Source organism: Streptomyces sp. NPDC046303, assembly GCF_055588085.1.
Map to the genome: position 1 here is coordinate 46,140 of NZ_JBVJFA010000025.1, position 18,829 is coordinate 64,968.

The 18,829-nt window shown below is 72.9% G+C and carries 10 protein-coding genes and 2 pseudogenes; 5 read left to right on the plus strand and 7 right to left on the minus strand.

All coding sequences use genetic code 11. The features are described 5' to 3' along the window. Window positions 1–5 precede the first annotated feature (5 nt). Window positions 6–1,205: an ADP-ribosylglycohydrolase family protein gene (locus ACZ6I1_RS24685; RefSeq protein ID WP_469290643.1), complete on the minus strand. Its 1,200-nt coding sequence runs from the start codon at window positions 1,203–1,205 to the stop codon at window positions 6–8. Between the two features lie 944 nt (window positions 1,206–2,149). Continuing rightward, window positions 2,150–3,136 (minus strand): ADP-ribosylglycohydrolase family protein, encoded by a 987-nt coding sequence (locus tag ACZ6I1_RS24690; protein WP_469290547.1) that lies wholly within the window; start codon window positions 3,134–3,136, stop codon window positions 2,150–2,152. Window positions 3,137–3,383: 247 nt separating this feature from the next. Here ACZ6I1_RS24690 and ACZ6I1_RS24695 point away from each other — a divergent pair, with 247 nt between their 5' ends. The 3 genes from ACZ6I1_RS24695 (at window position 3,384) to ACZ6I1_RS24705 (ending at window position 10,495) form a co-directional block, all read left to right on the plus strand. Next, a complete protein-coding gene (locus tag ACZ6I1_RS24695; RefSeq protein WP_469290549.1) occupies window positions 3,384–4,115 on the plus strand; it encodes a VIT1/CCC1 transporter family protein in 732 nt (243 codons plus the stop codon). Between the two features lie 385 nt (window positions 4,116–4,500). Further along, on the plus strand, window positions 4,501–9,042 hold the full coding sequence (gene gltB / locus ACZ6I1_RS24700) for a glutamate synthase large subunit (RefSeq protein ID WP_469290645.1): 4,542 nt from the start codon (window positions 4,501–4,503) through the stop codon (window positions 9,040–9,042). After that, a complete protein-coding gene (locus ACZ6I1_RS24705) occupies window positions 9,035–10,495 on the plus strand; it encodes a glutamate synthase subunit beta (protein WP_469290551.1) in 1,461 nt (486 codons plus the stop codon). The genes gltB and ACZ6I1_RS24705 overlap by 8 nt, the downstream gene beginning before the upstream one ends. 159 nt (window positions 10,496–10,654) lie before the next feature. On the opposite strand, the pseudogene ACZ6I1_RS24710 reads toward ACZ6I1_RS24705, so the two are convergent. The 4 genes and pseudogenes from ACZ6I1_RS24710 to ACZ6I1_RS24725 form a co-directional block, all read right to left on the minus strand. Further along, a pseudogene (locus tag ACZ6I1_RS24710) lies at window positions 10,655–11,062 on the minus strand (UTRA domain-containing protein); the annotation flags it as partial. Continuing rightward, window positions 11,056–11,511 (minus strand): annotated as a pseudogene (locus tag ACZ6I1_RS24715) (UTRA domain-containing protein); the annotation flags it as partial. The pseudogenes ACZ6I1_RS24710 and ACZ6I1_RS24715, both read right to left, overlap by 7 nt. A gap of 372 nt (window positions 11,512–11,883) precedes the next feature. Then, entirely contained in the window at window positions 11,884–15,285 is a 3,402-nt protein-coding gene (locus tag ACZ6I1_RS24720) for an nSTAND1 domain-containing NTPase (protein ID WP_469290553.1), read from the minus strand. 5 nt (window positions 15,286–15,290) lie between these two features. Beyond that, window positions 15,291–15,617 carry a CU044_2847 family protein gene (locus ACZ6I1_RS24725; RefSeq protein ID WP_469290554.1) on the minus strand — a complete coding sequence of 109 codons (327 nt, stop codon included), beginning with the start codon at window positions 15,615–15,617 and terminating at the stop codon, window positions 15,291–15,293. 129 nt (window positions 15,618–15,746) lie between these two features. On the opposite strand from ACZ6I1_RS24725, the gene ACZ6I1_RS24730 reads away from it, so the two are divergent. Continuing rightward, window positions 15,747–17,408: a DUF1906 domain-containing protein gene (locus tag ACZ6I1_RS24730; RefSeq protein ID WP_469290556.1), complete on the plus strand. Its 1,662-nt coding sequence runs from the start codon at window positions 15,747–15,749 to the stop codon at window positions 17,406–17,408. Here ACZ6I1_RS24730 and ACZ6I1_RS24735 read toward each other — a convergent pair. After that, window positions 17,405–17,923 (minus strand): pyridoxamine 5'-phosphate oxidase family protein, encoded by a 519-nt coding sequence (locus ACZ6I1_RS24735; RefSeq protein ID WP_469290558.1) that lies wholly within the window; start codon window positions 17,921–17,923, stop codon window positions 17,405–17,407. The genes ACZ6I1_RS24730 and ACZ6I1_RS24735 overlap by 4 nt on opposite strands. 126 nt (window positions 17,924–18,049) lie before the next feature. On the opposite strand from ACZ6I1_RS24735, the gene ACZ6I1_RS24740 reads away from it, so the two are divergent. Next, window positions 18,050–18,781 carry an SDR family NAD(P)-dependent oxidoreductase gene (locus ACZ6I1_RS24740; RefSeq protein ID WP_469290560.1) on the plus strand — a complete coding sequence of 244 codons (732 nt, stop codon included), beginning with the start codon at window positions 18,050–18,052 and terminating at the stop codon, window positions 18,779–18,781. Window positions 18,782–18,829 lie beyond the last annotated feature (48 nt).

Consider the following 18,829-nt stretch of genomic DNA (forward strand, 5'->3'; position numbering starts at 1 on the left):
CTGAATCATCCCTTGTGCGAGGTGAGTTCCGTGCGAGCGAGGAGCGCGGCGAGTTCCACGAGATCGGTGCCGGCGAGGCGGGGGAGGGCGCAGCCGGAGAGCGTGCGGCAGGCCTCGCGCCAGGCGGCGGGGATCGAGTCGCCGCCGCCGAGCGCGCCGGTGAGGGCGCCGGCCAGGGCGGGGGCGGAGTCCGCGACGCGGGACAGGCAGGCGGCGGCGGGGACGGCCTCGGCCGCCTTGCCGCGGGCGGCGGTCGCGAGGGCGAGCGCCACCGGGACGGTCTCGGCGGCGGCGATCCCGTAGCTGTAGACGTGGTCCACGATCTCGTGCTCGAGGGTGGGGACGATGGCGAAGGCGCCCCCGCCGCCGCGGGCGAGCTTGAGGGCGTGCCGGGCGTTGCGGCCGATCTCGGTGGCCTCGGGGAGCTGGGCGAGTGCGGCGTCGACGGCGGTGTCGACGTCGGAGCCGGCCAGTGCGGTCGCGACGGCGGCGGCCATGGCGCGGGCGCCGTGGACGCCGTCGCCGTCCTGGGTGTAGCGGGCGTCGAACTCGGCGAGGTCCGCGGCCGCGTCCGGGTCACCGGGGTGGACGATGGCGAGCACGCAGGCGCGGACGCAGGCGGCGTCGTCGAAGAAGTGCGGGTTGTCGTGGCCGGTGGCGGGCGGACGCAGGCCGGCGGCGAGGTTGCCGAGGCCGGCCCGGACGGAGATCCGGGCCCGCAGGGGCAGTACGGCGGACTCGACCTCGGGGGCGCGTTCCGCCGCGGCGGCGACCTCGGAGGCGAGGGCGTTCCAGGCGAGGTCGATGGCGGCGCGCATGCGGCGGGACCGGGAGAGGTCGCTCAGCAGGACTCCGGAGGCGGTGAGGACGGACTCGGCGACGAAGGCGGCCCATTCGGCGTCGTCGGAGGGGCCGAGGCGCAGGGGTTCGGGGGGCTGGTTGAGGGCGATGGGGACGGGGAGGGTGGTGGTGGCGTTCTGCTCGGCGAAGGTGTCGAGCTCGCGGGTGAGGCGGCGCGTCCACTCGGGCATCCGGCTGGCACGGTGCCGCGCGGCGGGCCACCCGGCCGCGTCGCCTGCGGCGAGCCCGATGAGCAGCCCTTCGATCCGCCGGGTCGCCTGCGGCGGGCTTGGCGGGCCTGCCGGGGCCGAGGTCGGCACGGGCCGGACCCGGCGCACCGGTCGCACCGGCCGCACCGCGCGCATCGCGCGCACTGGGGTCACCGAGGTCGCCGGGCTTTCCGGGCGCACCGGGGTCACGGATCGCACTGGGGTGACGGTGGCGACCCTGATGACCGGGGCGGCCGGGGCGGCCGGGGTGACCAGGGTGACCGGGCGTACGAGGCTGCCCGTGCCGGGGGTGCTGGCGGTGGTCGCCGTGCTGGCCGTGCTTGCCGTACTGGCGGTGCTGGCGGCGCTCGCCGGGGTCGCCGTGCTGGCCGTGCTTGCCGTACTGGCGGTGCTGGCGGTGGTCGCCGTGCTGGCCCTGCTCGCCGTGCTGGCGGTGGTCGCCGTGCCGGCCGGGATGACGGCGCTCACCGTGCTCGCCGTGCCGGCGGTGCTTGCCGTACTGGCCGTGCTGGCGGTGCTCGCCGTGGTCGCAGTGCCGGCCGGGCCGGCCGTGCTCACCGTGTCGCCCGTGCTGGCGGTGCTCACCGTGTCACCCGTGCCGGCGATGCTCGCCGTACTCGCCGGGCTCGCCGTACTCGCCGGGCTCGCCGGGCTCGCCGTACTCGCCGGGCTCGCCGTACTCGCCGGGCTCGCCGTACTCGCCGGGTTGGCCGTGCTGGCCGTGCTGGCCGGGCTCGCCGTACTCGCCGGGCTCGCCGTGGTCGCCGGGTTGGCCGTGCTGGCCGTGCTGGCCGGGCTCGCCGTACTCGCCGGGCTCGCCGTGGTCGCCGGGTTGGCCGTGCTGGCCGTGCTGGCGGTGCTTGCCGTGCTGGCCGTGGTCGCCGGGCTGGCGGTGGTCGCCGTGCCGGCCCTGCTCGTCGTGTGCGTCGGGCCGGCCGTGGTCGTGGTCGTGGGGCTGAGGGTGATGACCGGGTTCGCGGGGGGTGGCGGGTTCGGCGTGGGGGACGGGCTGGTGGGGATTGCCGGGGGCAGGGGGGTGGGGGCCGGAGGTGAGGGGGGCTCGGTGTACGGGGACGGGGTCATCGGGGGGCCTCGTATTCCGGGGTCAGGAGGTCCGCGATGTCCAGGACGTGGTAGCCCCGCATCGAGGGGAGGCAGCTGCCGCGGACTGGGCCGATGGCCGAGGACCAGGCGGCGGGGACCGCGGCGGCGCCGGACAGGGCCCCGGACAGGGCGCCGGCCACCGCCGCCGTGGTGTCCGCGTCGCGGCCCATGTTCACGGCCGTGAGCACCGAGGAGGGGAAGTCGCCCGCGCAGGCGGCGAACGCGCCGAAGGCCAGCCCCACCGCCTCCGGGGCGAGGTCCGTCCACGGGTAGCCGCCGATGACCACGGCCGAGCGCACCGCCCGTTCGCCCCGCGGGGCGGCGGTGACGGCCCGGCGCAGGGACCGGGCCGTCCAGGAGTCGGCCGGGATCACCGACAGGGCGGCCGCGATCACCGACGGCGGCCCGGCGCCCGCCATCGCCGCCGCCACGCCCGCCGCGACCGCCTGGCCTCCGTAGATGCCCTCGCCGTCGTGGCTGACACAGCCGTCGATCGCGACGAGCCGGGCGGCCTCGGCGGGCCGGCCCGCCGCGAAGACCCCGAAGGGGGCCGCCCGCATCGCGAGACCGTCCGACCAGGCGTGGCGGTGCTGGGCCGAGATGGGCGCCGCCAGGCCCCGGCGCAGGTTCTCCAGGGTGCCGCGTTCCGAGAAGCCCGCGCCGCGGAACGGGCCCTCGTCCAGGTCCGCGATCCAGTGGTGCCAGGCCCGCTCCACATGGGAGACGGTGAGCGCGGAGCCGTGCCTGGCCAGCAGCAGCCCGGAGAAGATCGCGTACTCGGTGTCGTCCGTGCCCGCCGGGTCCTCCGACACGAAGCCCTCGATCCGGCCCCACTTCGCCCGGATCTCCGACGGCTTCATGTTCTCCGCGGGGGCGCCCAGCGCGTCACCCACCGCGAGTCCCAGAAGAGCGCCCCTGGCCCGTTCGAGGAGGACCTGCGGATTGCATGCAATCAGCTCCATGGCGCGCCTCTCCACTTGGTGGGACTCATCTTGAGCCCTTGGGGGATTTGTGCCATGGCATGAGGTTTGTCGCTCGTCGCGAAACACCCCGCGCGCACCCTCGTCACCCGGTCGCCGACCCGCAAAACCGCAGGTAAGTACGGCCTTCCTTGCTGGCGGGGCGCTGAATTCGTGCGTAGTTTCGAGGTGTTCCGGGGGAACGGGAGGCCGGGTGGCGCCCGTTCGCACAAAAGGGGAGATACGGCGCATGTCCATCATCGGCATCGAAGCACCGCTGCACACCGCACACCGCGACAACCACACCCACCGGGACGTCAACGGCGGATGGCTGCGGCCGGCCGTTTTCGGTGCGATGGACGGGCTCGTGTCGAACCTCGCCCTCATGACCGGTGTGGCCGGCGGCGCCGTCGCCCCGCACACCATCGTGATCACCGGTCTGGCCGGCCTCGCGGCCGGCGCCTTCTCCATGGCGGCCGGCGAGTACACCTCCGTCGCCTCGCAGCGCGAGCTGGTCCTCGCCGAACTCGACGTCGAACGCCAGCAGTTGCGCAAGCACCCCGTCGACGAGATGGAGGAGCTGGCCGAGCTCTACGTCTCGCGCGGCGTCGAACCCCCGCTCGCCCGCGAGGTGGCCATGCAACTGTCCCGCGACCCCGAGCAGGCGCTGGAGATCCACGCCCGCGAGGAGCTCGGCATCGACCCCGACGACCTGCCCTCGCCGCTGGTCGCCGCCGTATCGTCCTTCGGCTCCTTCGCGCTGGGCGCGCTGCTCCCCGTACTGCCGTACCTGCTCGGAGCCGCGTCGCTGTGGCCCGCGGTGCTGCTGGCGCTCGCGGGGCTCTTCGCCTGCGGAGCGGTGGTCTCCCGGGTCACGGCCCGGTCCTGGTGGTACAGCGGTCTGCGCCAGCTGGCTCTGGGTGGCGCGGCCGCCGGTGTGACGTACATCCTGGGAACCTGGATCGGTGGAGCCATAGGCTGACCGGGCTGAGAGTGAGACACTATGCAGCGCACCACATAAGTAATCCATTACTCGGCGGTTTCACTCGCGTGTCCGCCGGGTACCAGAACAGGGCTGCGGGCAACGATGCCCGCCCCGCCGGGACCTTCGGCCCGTCATGGTGCCGTGAGAACCGCCTAGAGAACACGGCGAAGGTCCCCTCTTTTCTGCCCCGTGCAGTGTCCGCATGCTGGAACGGCATATCCGCTTCGCGGGATAGTCGTCATCATGTAATCTGCACGAAATTTCGCAGAGGGCCAACGTCGTCCCTCGGCTATGCACATATGCCACGACGACGACGGGAGAGCCGATGCGTTCCGCATCCACGCACTCCGCGACCGGCCCCAGCACCACCGCCTGGTCGCCCATGGACGGTCGCCCCGCCCAGCAGGGCATGTACGACCCGCGCAACGAGAAGGACGCCTGTGGCGTCGGATTCGTGGCGAACCTCACCGGCGAGGCCACCCACACCCTCGTTGAGCAGGCCCTGACCGTATTGCGGAACCTCGAGCACCGCGGCGCCACCGGCTCCGAGCCGGACTCCGGCGACGGCGCCGGCATCCTCTGCCAGGTGCCGGACGCGTTCCTGCGCGAAGTGGCCGGTTTCGACCTTCCCGAGGCCGGCGCCTACGCCGTCGGCATCGCCTTCCTCCCCGCCGACGGCTCCGCACAGGCCGTCGCCGTGGAGCAGATCGAGGCGATCGCCGCCGAGGAGAACCTCACGGTCCTCGGCTGGCGCGAGGTCCCGGTCACCCCGGACCTGCTCGGCAACGGCGCCCGCGCCACCATGCCGGCCTTCTCGCAGCTCTTCGTCAGCAACGGCTCGACCGGCATCGAGCTCGACCGCAAGGCCTTCGTGCTGCGCAAGCGCGCCGAGCGCGAGGCCGGGGTCTACTTCCCCTCGCTCTCCGCCCGCACGATCGTCTACAAGGGCATGCTGACCACCGGCCAGCTGGAGCCGTTCTTCCCGGACCTCTCCGACCGCCGCTTCGCCTCGACGCTCGCCCTGGTCCACTCCCGGTTCTCGACGAACACCTTCCCGTCGTGGCCGCTCGCCCACCCGTACCGCTTCGTCGCGCACAACGGCGAGATCAACACGGTCAAGGGCAACCGCAACTGGATGAAGGCCCGCGAGTCCCAGCTGGCGTCGGACGTCTTCGGCGAGGGCACGCTGGACCGGATCTTCCCGATCTGCACCCCCGACGCCTCCGACTCGGCCTCCTTCGACGAGGTCCTGGAGCTGCTCCACCTCGGCGGCCGGTCCCTGCCGCACAGCGTGCTGATGATGATCCCGGAGGCGTGGGAGAACCACACCTCCATGGCCCCGGCCCGCCGCGCGTTCTACAAGTACCACTCCACGATGATGGAGCCCTGGGACGGCCCGGCCTGCGTCACCTTCACCGACGGCACCCAGGTCGGCGCGGTCCTCGACCGCAACGGTCTGCGCCCCGGCCGCTACTGGGTCACCGACGACGGCCTCGTCGTCCTCGGCTCCGAGGTCGGCGTGCTCGACATCGACCCGGCCAAGGTCGTCCGCAAGGGCCGCCTGCAGCCCGGCAAGATGTTCCTCGTCGACACCGCCCAGAAGCGGATCATCGAGGACGACGAGATCAAGGACGAGCTGGCCGCCGCCGCCCCGTACGCGGACTGGCTGGAGACCGGCGAGATCGAGCTGTCGGACCTGCCCGAGCGCGAGCACATCGTGCACACCCACGCCTCGGTCACCCGCCGCCAGCAGACCTTCGGCTACACCGAGGAAGAGCTGCGCGTCATCCTCGCGCCGATGGCCCGTACCGCCGGCGAGCCGCTCGGCTCCATGGGTACGGACTCCCCGATCGCGGCCCTCTCCGAGCGCCCCCGGCTGCTCTTCGACTACTTCACCCAGCTCTTCGCGCAGGTCACGAACCCGCCGCTGGACGCCATCCGCGAGGAACTCGTCACCTCGCTGCTGTCCTCGATCGGCCCGGAGTCCAACCTGCTCGAGCCGACCGCCGCGTCCTGCCGCAGCGTCACGCTGCCGTTCCCGGTGATCGACAACGACGAGCTGGCCAAGCTCATCCACATCAACGCCGACGGCGACATGCCCGGCATGAAGGCGGCCACCCTCTCGGGCCTCTACCGGGTCTCCGGCGGCGCCGAGGCACTGGCCGCCCGGATCGCCGAGATCCGCACCGAGGCCGACGCCGCCATCGCGGCCGGCGCCCGCCTGATCGTCCTCTCGGACCGCCACTCGGACGCCGAGCACGCACCGATCCCCTCGCTGCTGCTCACCTCCGCCGTGCACCACCACCTCATCGCCACCAAGCAGCGCACCCAGGTGGGCCTGCTCGTCGAGGCCGGTGACGTCCGCGAGGTCCACCACGTCGCGCTGCTCATCGGCTACGGCGCCGCCGCGGTCAACCCGTACCTCGCCATGGAGTCCGTCGAGGACCTGCTGCGCGCCGGCACCTTCCTGTCCGGCCTGGAGCCGGAGCAGGCCATCAAGAACCTGATCTACGCGCTCGGCAAGGGCGTCCTGAAGGTCATGTCCAAGATGGGCATCTCCACCGTCGCCTCCTACCGCGGCGCCCAGGTCTTCGAGGCCGTCGGCCTGAACGAGGAGTTCGTCGGCGCGTACTTCAGCGGCACCGCCACCAAGATCGGCGGCGCCGGCCTGCACGTCATCGCCAAGGAGGTGGCCGCGCGCCACGCCAAGGCGTACCCGGCCTCCGGCATCGCGGCCACGCACCGCGCGCTGGAGATCGGCGGCGAGTACCAGTGGCGCCGCGAGGGCGAGCCGCACCTGTTCGACCCGGAGACGGTCTTCCGCCTCCAGCACGCCACCCGCAACCGCCGGTACGACATCTTCCGGCAGTACACGGACCGCGTGAACGAGCAGTCCGAGCGCCTCATGACGCTCCGCGGCCTGTTCGGCTTCAAGAGCGACCGCCCGTCGATCCCCCTCGACGAGGTCGAGCCGGTCGCCGACATCGTCAAGCGCTTCTCCACCGGCGCCATGTCGTACGGCTCCATCTCCAAGGAGGCGCACGAAACCCTCGCCATCGCCATGAACCAGCTGGGCGCCAAGTCCAACACCGGTGAGGGCGGCGAGGACCCGGAGCGCCTGTACGACCCGGCGCGCCGCTCCTCCATCAAGCAGGTCGCCTCCGGCCGCTTCGGTGTCACGAGCGAGTACCTCGTCAACGCGGACGACATCCAGATCAAGATGGCGCAGGGCGCCAAGCCCGGCGAGGGCGGCCAGCTGCCCGGCCACAAGGTCTACCCGTGGGTCGCCAAGACCCGGCACTCCACCCCGGGTGTCGGCCTGATCTCCCCGCCGCCGCACCACGACATCTACTCCATCGAGGACCTCGCCCAGCTCATCCACGACCTCAAGAACGCCAACCCGGCCGCGCGCATCCACGTGAAGCTCGTGTCCGAGGTCGGCGTGGGCACGGTCGCCGCGGGTGTCTCCAAGGCCCACGCGGACGTCGTCCTCATCTCCGGCCACGACGGCGGTACGGGCGCCTCCCCGCTGACCTCCCTGAAGCACGCGGGCGGCCCCTGGGAGCTCGGCCTCGCCGAGACCCAGCAGACCCTGCTGCTCAACGGGCTGCGCGACCGCATCGTCGTCCAGACGGACGGCCAGCTCAAGACCGGCCGCGACGTGGTCATCGCCGCGCTGCTCGGCGCCGAGGAGTTCGGTTTCGCGACCGCGCCGCTCGTCGTCTCCGGCTGCGTCATGATGCGCGTCTGCCACCTGGACACGTGCCCGGTCGGCATCGCCACGCAGAACCCGGTCCTGCGCGACCGCTTCTCCGGCAAGCCCGAGTTCGTCGTCAACTTCTTCGAGTTCATCGCGGAGGAGGTGCGCGAGATCCTCGCCGAGCTGGGCTTCCGCACCATCGAGGAGGCCGTCGGCCACGCCGAGCTGCTCGACACCACCAAGGCCGTGACGCACTGGAAGGCGCAGGGCCTCGACCTCGAGCCGCTCTTCCACGTGCCCGAGCTGCCCGAGGGCGCGGTCCGCCACGCCCTGATCGAGCAGGACCACGGTCTGGAGAAGGCCCTCGACAACGAGCTCATCGAGCTCGCGGCCGACGCGCTGAACGCCGAGTCCGCCGAGGCCGCCCTGCCGGTCCGCGCTCAGGTCGCGATCCGCAACATCAACCGCACCGTCGGCACCATGCTCGGCCACCACGTCACCAAGAAGTTCGGTGGTGCGGGCCTGCCCGACAACACCATCGACCTGACCTTCACGGGCAGCGCCGGCCAGTCCTTCGGCGCCTTCGTGCCGAAGGGCATCACCCTCCGCCTGGAGGGCGACGCCAACGACTACGTCGGCAAGGGCCTCTCCGGCGGCCGCATCGTGGTCCGCCCGGACCGCGGCGCCGACCACCTCGCCGAGTACTCCACCATCGCCGGCAACACCATCGGCTACGGAGCCACCGGCGGCGAGATGTTCCTGCGCGGCCGCACCGGCGAGCGCTTCTGCGTCCGCAACTCCGGCGCCCTGGTCGTCTCGGAGGGCGTGGGCGACCACGGCTGCGAGTACATGACCGGCGGTACGGCGGTCGTCCTCGGCGAGACGGGCCGCAACTTCGCGGCCGGCATGTCGGGCGGCGTCGCGTACGTCATCGACCTCGACCCGGACAACGTCAACGTCGGCAACGTCGGTGCCGTCGAGACCGTGCTGTCCGACGCCGACAAGCAGTGGCTGCACGATGTGGTGCGCCGCCACGAGGAGGAGACCGGCTCGACCGTGGCCGCGAAGCTCCTGGCCGACTGGTCCGTCGCGGCGGACCGCTTCAGCAAGATCATCCCGACCACGTACAAGGCAGTGCTCGCCGCCAAGGACGCCGCTGAGCTCGCCGGACTCTCGGAATCCGAGACCACGGAGAAGATGATGGAGGCGGCGACCCATGGCTGACCCGAAGGGCTTCCTCACCACCCCCCGCGAGACCGCCTGCTCCCGTCCTGTGGCCGACCGCCTCAAGGACTGGAACGAGGTCTACGTTCCGGGCTCGCTGCTCCCGATCATCAGCAAGCAGGCCGGCCGCTGCATGGACTGCGGCATCCCGTTCTGCCACAACGGCTGCCCGCTGGGGAACCTGATCCCCGAGTGGAACGACTTCGCGTACCGCGAGGACTGGTCGGCGGCCTCCGAGCGGCTGCACGCCACGAACAACTTCCCGGAGTTCACCGGCCGCCTGTGCCCGGCTCCGTGCGAGTCGGCGTGCGTGCTCGGCATCAACCAGCCGGCCGTCACCATCAAGAACGTCGAAGTCTCGATCATCGACAAGGCCTGGGACAACGGGAACGTCACCCCGCAGCCGCCGGAGCGGCTGTCCGGCAAGACGGCCGCCGTCATCGGCTCCGGCCCGGCGGGTCTCGCCGCGGCCCAGCAGCTGACCCGGGCCGGGCACACCGTCGTGGTGTACGAGCGCGCCGACCGCGTCGGCGGCCTGCTGCGCTACGGCATCCCCGAGTTCAAGATGGAGAAGGTGCACATCAACCGCCGCATCGAGCAGATGCGCGCGGAGGGCACCAAGTTCCGTACGGGCATCGAGGTCGGCCGCGACATCACCGCCACGGACCTGCGCAAGCGGTTCGACGCGGTGGTCATCGCGGCGGGCGCCACGGTCTCCCGCGACCTCCCGGTCCCGGGCCGCGAGCTGAACGGCATCCACTTCGCGATGGAGTACCTGCCGCTCGCGAACAAGGTCCAGGAGGGCGACTTCATGGCGCCCCCCATCACGGCCGAGGGCAAGCACGTGGTCGTCATCGGCGGCGGCGACACCGGCGCGGACTGCGTGGGCACCGCCCACCGCCAGGGCGCGGCCTCCGTCACGCAGCTGGAGATCATGCCGAAGCCGGGCGAGGAGCGCAGCGCCAACCAGCCGTGGCCGACGTTCCCGATGCTCTACAAGGTCACCTCGGCCCACGAGGAGGGCGGCGAGCGGGTCTACTCCGTCTCCACCACCCACTTCGAGGGCGACGAGGACGGCAACGTCCAGGCCCTGCACCTGGTCGAGGTCGAGTTCGTCGACGGCAAGCTCGTCCAGAAGCCCGGCACCGAGCGCGTCCTCCCCGCGCAGCTGGTCACCCTGGCGATGGGCTTCACGGGCACCGACCAGGCCAACGGCCTGGTGGAGCAGTTCGGCCTCGCGATGGACGCCCGCGGCAACATCGAGCGCGACGCCTCCTACGCGACCAACGTCGACGGCGTCTTCGTCGCCGGCGACGCGGGCCGCGGCCAGTCGCTCATCGTCTGGGCCATCGCGGAAGGCCGCTCGGCCGCCCGCGGCGTGGACCGCTTCCTGACGGGCACGAGCGCCCTCCCGTACCCGGTCAAGCCGACGGACCGCTCCCTGACGGTATAACCCCGCGGTACCCCCGCCCTTCGGGGCGGGACCCCTCATACGGCCCGCACAACGACGTGCGGAACCCCGACACAGCGCCCGCCATAGTCCCCGACCAGGGATGGCGGGCGCTGTGGCGTGCGGAGGCGGGCTACCGGGGGTGAACTCGTACCGGAGCTCCTACAAGTGACCGGCCTTCACCATGACGGTGACCTCGATGGGGCGTTCGTCCTCGCCGTACACCGTGCGGAGGGTCCGCAGGACCGGCAGGTCGCCGGGCAGTCGCAGCGCTGCGTACCGCTCCTGCGTCGCGACCCGGGCGGAGATCCGGTCCACGCTGCGGCGGGGCGGGAAGCCGAGCTCCGCGAGCAGGGTCGGGGTGCCGCCCCGGATCCGGCGCGGCTCCGCAAGGGCGGTGCCGCGTGCGACCGTCCGCCGGCGATTGGCCCGGACCGTCACGGCCGCGCCTGCCCGCCCGACGACCAGCCCCTCGCCCTTGAGTTGCCGGACAGCCTTCTGGATCGTGGCGTTGGACGCATCGAACCGGCTCTTGAGCCGTGCTGTGGACGGCAACTTGGCGCCAGGCGCAGAACCGGTTCGGCCTCGCCCAGGCCCAGTTGCTCGCGCTCCCCGGCGCTCGGCATGCGGGCGGTCACGTCCTCGGTGACGCGCACGCCGACGTGCCCCAGCGCTGCCAGCAGGGTGACCGCTCCGCCGGGGATCTTCGCGGTCCCCCGCGAGCGGCGTGCCCGCCGCGATGTCGGCGGGGTAGTGGGTGTCGGTCAACTCGCACGGCTCACCGTCGAGTTCGATCAGACGTCGCCGGATGACGACGGGTTCGCCTTCCGGCAGGCCGAGCATCGAGGCGGCCTCGGGACTGGCGGGCGCCTGCCGTGCCTCGACGATGCGCTGCCCGCCTCGGCGCCCCTTCGCCCCGGCCTCGTCGGTCCAGGCGTCCGATGCCCCAGCTGCGCGGGGTGCCAGGTACGGCATCGACTACTGGTCCATCCGCTGCTGCCCACGTCGTCCTCCTGCATGTCCGTCAGGCGGCTGTATCGCGCTCCCACGTTATGCGACACGAGCGCGTCTGCGACCAGGCAGTTCGTGGGAGACGCCTTGGCGGGATGGGTGTCGTGGAGAGGTGGAGCGACATGCGGCTGTGTGCTTCGGAGCTCGCCACGAACGCGGTGCTTCACGGTGCCCCGCCCGGCAGGGACTTCGCTGTACGTCTCGTACGGGAGCCGCCGGTGATCCAGTGCAGCTCGCCGGATGCGTCCGCCGGGCGAGGGCTGTGACTGGTCAAGGAGGTCGCGGACGAGTTCGGGGTGTGCTTCGAGCCGGTGGGCAAGACTGTCTGGGTCGCCTGCGACACGTGAGAGGCGTCGATGTGCCGGTCCTGGCGTTCCGGTTCAGTGCGCGGTCTGGTCGTGGGGGAGCCAGTGGTGGATCAGGGGGAGGAGTTGTTCGCCGTCCAGGGCTGTGGCGGTGTAGTCGCAGGCGCCCGCCGCCAGGGCTTTTTCGCGGCCCAGGGGGGTGGCCTTGCGGGCCAGGGCGATGAGGGGGCGCCCGGTCGGGCCCGTGAGTTGAGCGATGACCGAGGCGGCCGCGGAGCCGGCGCTCATGCCCTGGGTGGGCAGGCGCAGGAGGACGAGGGCGACCTCCGGGTCGGCGGTGACGGCGGCGATCGCCTGGGGGACCCGCTCCGCCCACAGGACCTCCAGGCCGTGGCGTTCGAAGTCGGTGGTGAGCGCGAACGCGGCGCGGACGTCGTCGTCCACGATCAGCACCTTCTGGCCCGAGAAGCCGTACGCCGGGGCCGGTGCGGGACAGGGCTGCTCGGGCACCGGTACGTCCCGCAGCTCCGGATGCGGCATCGGGCCGCCGGGGATGAGCGGCAGGTAGAGGGTGAACACGGAACCGAGGCCGCGTTCGCTCACCACATGGATCTCGCCGTCCATCAGGCGGGCGATCTCCCGGCTGATGGACAGCCCGAGGCCCGTTCCGACGTGCTGCGTGTCCATCGGGTCGCCGGCGTGCGTGAACGCCTCGAAGATGGCCTTCAGTCTGCCGTCGGCGATGCCGATGCCCGTGTCGGCGACGGAGAAGGCGATCAGCTCCGCCGCCTTGATGTCGGCGAGCCGTCCGTGGACGGAGGGCGGTGCGTCCGGGCCGGCGGGCTGGATGTCGAGCCGTACCTCGCCGCGGTCGGTGAACTTCACCGCGTTGGCCAGCAGGCTCCGCAGGATCTGGAGCAGCCGCCGCTCGTCCGCGTGCAGCGTCTCCGGAAGCTCGGGCGCCACCCGCACGTGCAGGTCCAGCCCCTTCTCCTCCGCGAGCGGCGAGAACGCCGCGTCGAGGTGGTCGGCGACCTGGAGCAGGGGCACCCGGACCGGGACGATCTGCATCCGGCCCGTCTCCGCGTCGGACAGGTCGAGGATGTCGTCCAGCAGGAGCAGCAGGTCGTGGCCCGCGCCCTGGATCGCGCGGGCGTACTCGACCTGCTTGGCGGTGAGCGTCCCGTCGGCGTTGTCGGCGAGCTCCTGCGCCAGGAGCTGCAGGGAGCTCAGCGGAGTGCGCAGCTCGTGCGACATGTTGGCCAGGAACTCGCTCTTGTGCCGGATCGACACCGCGAGCAGCTCGTTGTGCTCCTGCAGGGCCTGCCGCGCCTCTTCGATCCGGGCGAACTGCTCCTCGATCTCGCTGTTCTTGTCGGCCAGCCGCGCCGCCTTCTCCTCCAGTTGCCGGTTGGCGGCCTGCAGCGCGCCCTGGCGGTTCTCCAGCATCGTGGACCGCTCGCGCCACTGCTCGGTCAGCTCCTGCGATTTCGTCAGCAGCACCTCGTTGTGCCGCTGGACGAGGACCGCGGCCGTGCTGCGCTCGATGAACTCGCCCACCACGACGGGTACGTCCGTACTGCGCTCGCGCAGCCAGTGCTCCGCCTCCGACACGCGCGTCGCGGAGAGCAGGTCCCCGTCCGCGGCCCGCTCCTCCATGACGGCGAGCCACTGCTGGAAGTCGGCGTCCGCGTCGACCCAGTCGGCGAGCCTGTTCCATTCCCTGATCAGCGCCTCGTGGGCGATCTCCGCCGTCCCCGGTCCGGTCGTCCCGAGCACCACCAGCCGCCGGTCGGGCTCGGCCAGGAGCTGGGCGACGTGCCAGTCCTTGTCCAGATGTGCCTTCAGGGCCGTCACCCGGACCGCGCTGGACGCCCCGCCGCGGGCCCGCACCATGGACAGCAGGACCCGCCGGATCCGGGCCTCGTCCAGCTGCCGGACCAGGAACTGGAAGGCCTTCTCGGCGTGCCGGTTGAGCGCCCCGGAGACACCGCCCAGCGCGTGGTACCCGTCGAAGGTGATCTTCCGTTCCTGTTGCATCGGCCAGAGCTCGGTGAGCGCGAACTCGAGCAGCGGAAGACTGCCGGGCGCCTTGGCCGCCTCGGCGGCGATGGCCTCGGCGACGCCCTGGCTGTAGACGACCCCGGCCGCGGCGGCCGGTTCCACGATCACGCGGGTCAGCGCCGCCTCGTCGAGCGGGGAGACGTTGAGCTGCCGGTCCTGGATCCGCGGACCGACCGTGGGCAGGTCCAGCAGGTCCGGCAGGAAGTCGGACCGCAGGGTGCAGACGAGCCGGACCGGCACGTCGTCCAGGGTGTCCGGCTCGGGGAACATCCGCTCCATGAACTCCTGCCGCGGCCCGGACGCGCCGTTGCTGAGGACTTCCTCGAACTGGTCGCCGACGAGGGCGAGCCGACGGCCGGTGAGCAGCGCGATGCGGGCGGCGACCGGCCAGAAGCCTTCTTCGCGCAGGGCGCGTGCCCGGCTCTCCAGGCGCTCCAGCGTGTGGTGGGCCCCCGGGTCCTCCAGATCGAGCAGCGCACGCGCCACCGAGTCGTACGGGCTGGAGCCGGGCCGGAAGCTCGCCACCGTCCACCCGTCGGCGGCCAGGGCCGGTTGCAGACCGGCCGCGACCAGTGAGGACTTGCCGACCCCCGAAGGTCCGGCGACCACGACGCAGGGCTGGTGCCCGAGCATCGCCCCGAGCCGTTCGATCTCCCTTTCCCGGCCCACGAACACACCGGCCCGGGCATCGGCCGCGGTGAACGCCTGCAGGCCGCGGTAGGGGCACGGGGGCAGCACGCTGCGTTCCAGTACCTCCGGCCAGGCCGATGCCATCTCCGACAGGGGTACGGCGTACGCGTCCTCGTGCTCCCCGCCCCGGCTCGCGACGGCCAGCATGCCGATCACCGCGTCCCCCCAGCGGTCCGACATGATGGCGGGCGAGCCGCTGTAGCCGGGCTGGGCGCGCAGCGCGGACTCGGCGGACGTGTCGAGCTGGACCAGGCCGCCGCCGACGGCTCCGCGCAGGACGCAGCTGCTCCAGGCCCCGTTGGCCTTGCGCGGGGGACTGCCCGGGTAGCCGAAGACGGACACTTCGGTGCTCTGGGCGAGACCGTTCCTCGGGTCGACGAGGCGGGCCGGACCGGCCTCCACGGGCAGGGTGTCGCCGCCCACCAGGACGAGTCCCGCGATGTCGCGCCCCGGCCGCCCGGCCCCCGGCGGCGGATCCCAGGCCGCGACCCGGCAGTTGCGCAGCGGACCGCCCTCGGCGTCGCCCAGCAGGACGAACTCGACCTGGACGCGGGCCTCGTCACCCGGCCGGTCCGCGGCCCCCTTCTGCTGGCCCAGGGCTACGTTGACCACGTGCGCGCAGGTCACGATGTGCTTGTCGCCCACGACGAAGCCGACCCCGACGGGTACGTCGGAGGTGCCCTGCCGGATCTTGACGACGAACCCGTCGCGCCGCGCGCCCATCCGGCTCAGGCGCGGTGCCAGACGAGCCGGACGGCGAAGTTCACCTCTGCCGTGCCCTTCGCGACGATGACGCCGGTCTCGCCGCCCATCTTCAGCCCGAACTCGATCTCGGCCTCGTCCGGGCCCAGTTCGCGCACGGTCCGGGCGACCTTCGCCAGGGTGGGCTTCACCTGGTCCAGGGCGTCCTGCACCGAGACGCGAGCCCGTCCCACCAGTCCGTCCCCGGCCGCCAGCTCCAGGTCGGATCCCGCTAAGTCCCCGTCGACCTCGAACACGACGGCGGTCTCTTCGCCGCCGTCCTCCAGCGCCATCGCAATGAGTTGTCCTGCCACGTCCGCCACGCCCCCCATGGCTCCGGGACCGCACGCGGTCCCCCCTCGCACCCGACACGCACATCCTGGGGCACCCCGGACCCGTCGCGCAGGGATATGGCCGAGTTGTGCGCCGGCGGGGAGCGGCGGTTGCACACCGCCCGCCTCACCGCCCGCTTCACCGCCCGTCTTGACGGGCCCGGGGTGAGCTCACTCGTGCGGGTGACGCACGAGGCCGGGCTCGGCGACCGCGAACCGGACGCGCCCGCCGGGGAGACCGCCGAGCCGGACCAGTGGGAGCCGGTACCGCCCCTCGTCGGGCCCACGGACGACGCGGGCGAGCAGCGGATCTCCGTCCTGCCGTCCCGCCGGCCTTCCGGTGCCGGCACGGCAGCTGCGCAGCGCCCGCGCGTACCGCCGTACGGACCATCTGCGGGGCCTCTCCGTGCCGTTGACGACCCCCGCCGTCTGGTAACCATCTGCACCATGGCCCCCACCCGAACGCTGCTCAGCGGCCTCCTCGGAGCCGCCCTGCTGGTCCCCGTCCTGCCCGGCGCCCACGCCATCGGCGCGGCCGACACCCGGACCCGTGACGCGCGGACCATCGACTACCTCGGACTGCGCCTCGCCGTCCCCGCCGACTGGCGGGTCGTCGACCTCGACCGCGAGCCCGGCGCGTGCCTGCGCCTCGACCTGCCCACCCTGTACCTCGGCCACGCCGGCGCCCAGACGGAGTGCACCGGCCGGGCCGCGGTCAGCCGCGCCGACACCCTGCACCTCGAGCCCCTCGACGGCGCCCCGCCGCGCGCCGACATCCCCACTTTCTCCGTGGACTCCGCAACCGCGCTGCCCGAGACCCCGCCGCGGGCCGGCAGCAACGAACTGCGGTACGCCCTGCTCCGGCCCGGAGTCATGGCCACCGTCTCCTACGGGGCCGCGCCCGACGCCGTACGCCGGGTCCTGACACGCGCCCGCGCGGTGCCCGGCGGCGCCCCCGGGGCCCACGGCGGGCCCGCCGCACGCCCCGCCGAGCCCGCGCTGGCCGCCGGCGGCACGCAGACCCCGGGCGCCCAGGAGCCCTTCACCGGCGAGGGCTTCGACGCCTGCACCGCCCCCACCCAGAAGTCCATGGACACCTGGCGGGCCGACTCCCCCTTCCGGGCGATCGGCGTCTACATCGGCGGCCCCGCCCGGGCCTGCGCCCAGCCGCGGCTCACCGCCGAGTGGGTACGGCGCCAGGCCGAGGCGGGCTGGCACCTCATGCCGATCTGGGTGGGCCCGCAGCCCTGGCACAGCGCCAGCACCGGCCTGTCCACCGACCCCTCCGCGGCCGACGGGCAGGGCCGGGCCGCCGCCGACGGCGCGGTGGCCGCCGCCGCGTCGCTGGGCCTGCCCACGGGCACGGTGCTCTACAACGACGTGGAGCACTACACCGACCGCGACACCTGGGACGCCCCGGTCGTCGCCTACCTGACCGCCTGGACGCTCCGGCTGCACGAGCTCGGCTACCGCTCCGCCGCCTACGTCTCGGCGGGTTCCGGGGCCAAGGCGCTGAGCGCCCACCACCACCAGGCGCCCGAGGCCATGCCGGACGTGCTGTGGGTCGCCCGCTGGAACGGCGCGGCCTCCGTCACCGACGCCGACATGGGCCTGCCCGCCGGCACCCCGCAATGGGCGGGCCGGCGCCGAGCCCACCAGTTCCGCGGCGACCACGACGCCACCTACGGCGGGGTGACGATCAACATCGACCGCAACTGGGTCGACGTCGACCCGTCCGAGCTCGGGACCGGCAGCATCTTCCCGCTCAGCTAGCGCGGGGCGGGCGGGTCCTCGCGCGGGGGCTCGTCGTCGTCGCCCCGGCGGATGGTGCGCAGGCCGCCCGCCGGGGTCCACGACCGCAGCACCAGGTCATCGCCCTCGACGCCGACGTGCAGGACCTCCGTCAGCTCGGCGTGGAACAGGTGGAAGGGGTGCGGGGTCTCCGTCTCCTCCGCGTACCGGTGCAGCTCGGGCGGGTCCACCAGCTCCACCGCCCGCCCGGAGATCCGTACGTCCCCGTCCGGCATCGTCTCGCCCTCGCCCGGGTTGGTGTGCAGGGCGAAGCGCGGGTCGCGCTGGAGGTCCCGGGCCTTCATCGAGCCCGGCATCATGCCGAGCCACAGCTCCCCGCCCCGGATGTCGACGTTCAGCCCGGCCACGCGCGGGGAGCCGTCCTTGCGGAGGGTGGCCAGGACGTGGTGCGGGTACTGCGCGAAGCGGGCCTGGACGGCCGCTGCGAACTCCGGCTCCGCCTTCTCGAATGCTGCCCAGTTGTTCGTCGTCGTCATGCGTCCATCAAAGCGCGTGCCACCGGCGGGCGCCGGTCCGCCGCGCACGGCCCTTCCTTCCGCGGACCATGACTGTTAGAGACGTTCCACACCGACGGACATGCGGCAGGGGCGGGGGTGGGAACCGTGGGCGTCTCCCTCGAGGGGAAGGTCGTCGTCATCACCGGCGCCGGGCGCGGCCAGGGCGCGGCCGGGGCCCGGTTGTGCGCGGCGGCGGGGGCGCGGGTCGTCGTCACGGACGTACGGGAGGAGGAGGGCCGGGCCGTCGCGGCGGAACTCGGCGGCCGGGGGCTGTACGTACGGCACGACGTGGCCGACGCGGACAGCTGGGCGGAGGTCGTCCGGGCCGCGGTCGCCGCCTTCGGCACGATCTCGGCGCTGGTCAACAACGCGGCCCTGTGGCGCACGGCCCACGTCGAACAGCAGCGGCTCGAGGACTTCGAGGCGCTGCTGCGGGTCAACCTGCTGGGGCCGTTCCTCGGCATCCAGGCGGTGGCCCCGGTGCTCCGGGCCGGTGGCGGCGGCTCGGTCGTCAACATCTCCTCGACGGCGGGACTGGTCGGGATACGGGGCCACGCGGCCTACGGCTCCACCAAGTTCGGGCTGCGCGGGCTGACGCGGTCGGCGGCGCTGGACCTGGCGGCGGACCGGATCCGGGTCAACTCGGTGCACCCGGGCGCCATCGACACGCCGATGGTGGCCGGGGCGGTCGCGGGCCGGGACTGGTCGCACCTGCCGCTGGGGCGGATGGGGCGGCCGGAGGAGGTCGCCGAGCTGGTCCTCTTCCTCTGCTCGGACGCCTCCTCGTACGTGACGGGCACGGAGTTCACGGTGGACGGCGGCTCGACCGCGGGCTGACGCAGGCCCGCCGACCGGCCCCTCCGCACCCCCGGGCATGATGTGTTC

What these genes read in the sequence shown, in the direction of transcription:
- ACZ6I1_RS24720 (WP_469290553.1), bottom strand. Translation starts at nt 15,285, where the DNA reads ATGGGCGCGCGGCGCGACGGGTTCGTCGTCAAGATCCGGCAGGGCACC.
- gltB (WP_469290645.1), top strand. Translation starts at nt 4,501, where the DNA reads ATGGACGGTCGCCCCGCCCAGCAGGGCATGTACGACCCGCGCAACGAG.
- ACZ6I1_RS24705 (WP_469290551.1), top strand. Translation starts at nt 9,035, where the DNA reads ATGGCTGACCCGAAGGGCTTCCTCACCACCCCCCGCGAGACCGCCTGC.
- ACZ6I1_RS24685 (WP_469290643.1), bottom strand. Translation starts at nt 1,205, where the DNA reads ATGCGCGCGGTGCGGCCGGTGCGACCGGTGCGCCGGGTCCGGCCCGTG.
- ACZ6I1_RS24690 (WP_469290547.1), bottom strand. Translation starts at nt 3,136, where the DNA reads ATGGAGCTGATTGCATGCAATCCGCAGGTCCTCCTCGAACGGGCCAGG.
- ACZ6I1_RS24695 (WP_469290549.1), top strand. Translation starts at nt 3,384, where the DNA reads ATGTCCATCATCGGCATCGAAGCACCGCTGCACACCGCACACCGCGAC.
- ACZ6I1_RS24735 (WP_469290558.1), bottom strand. Translation starts at nt 17,923, where the DNA reads ATGACGACGACGAACAACTGGGCAGCATTCGAGAAGGCGGAGCCGGAG.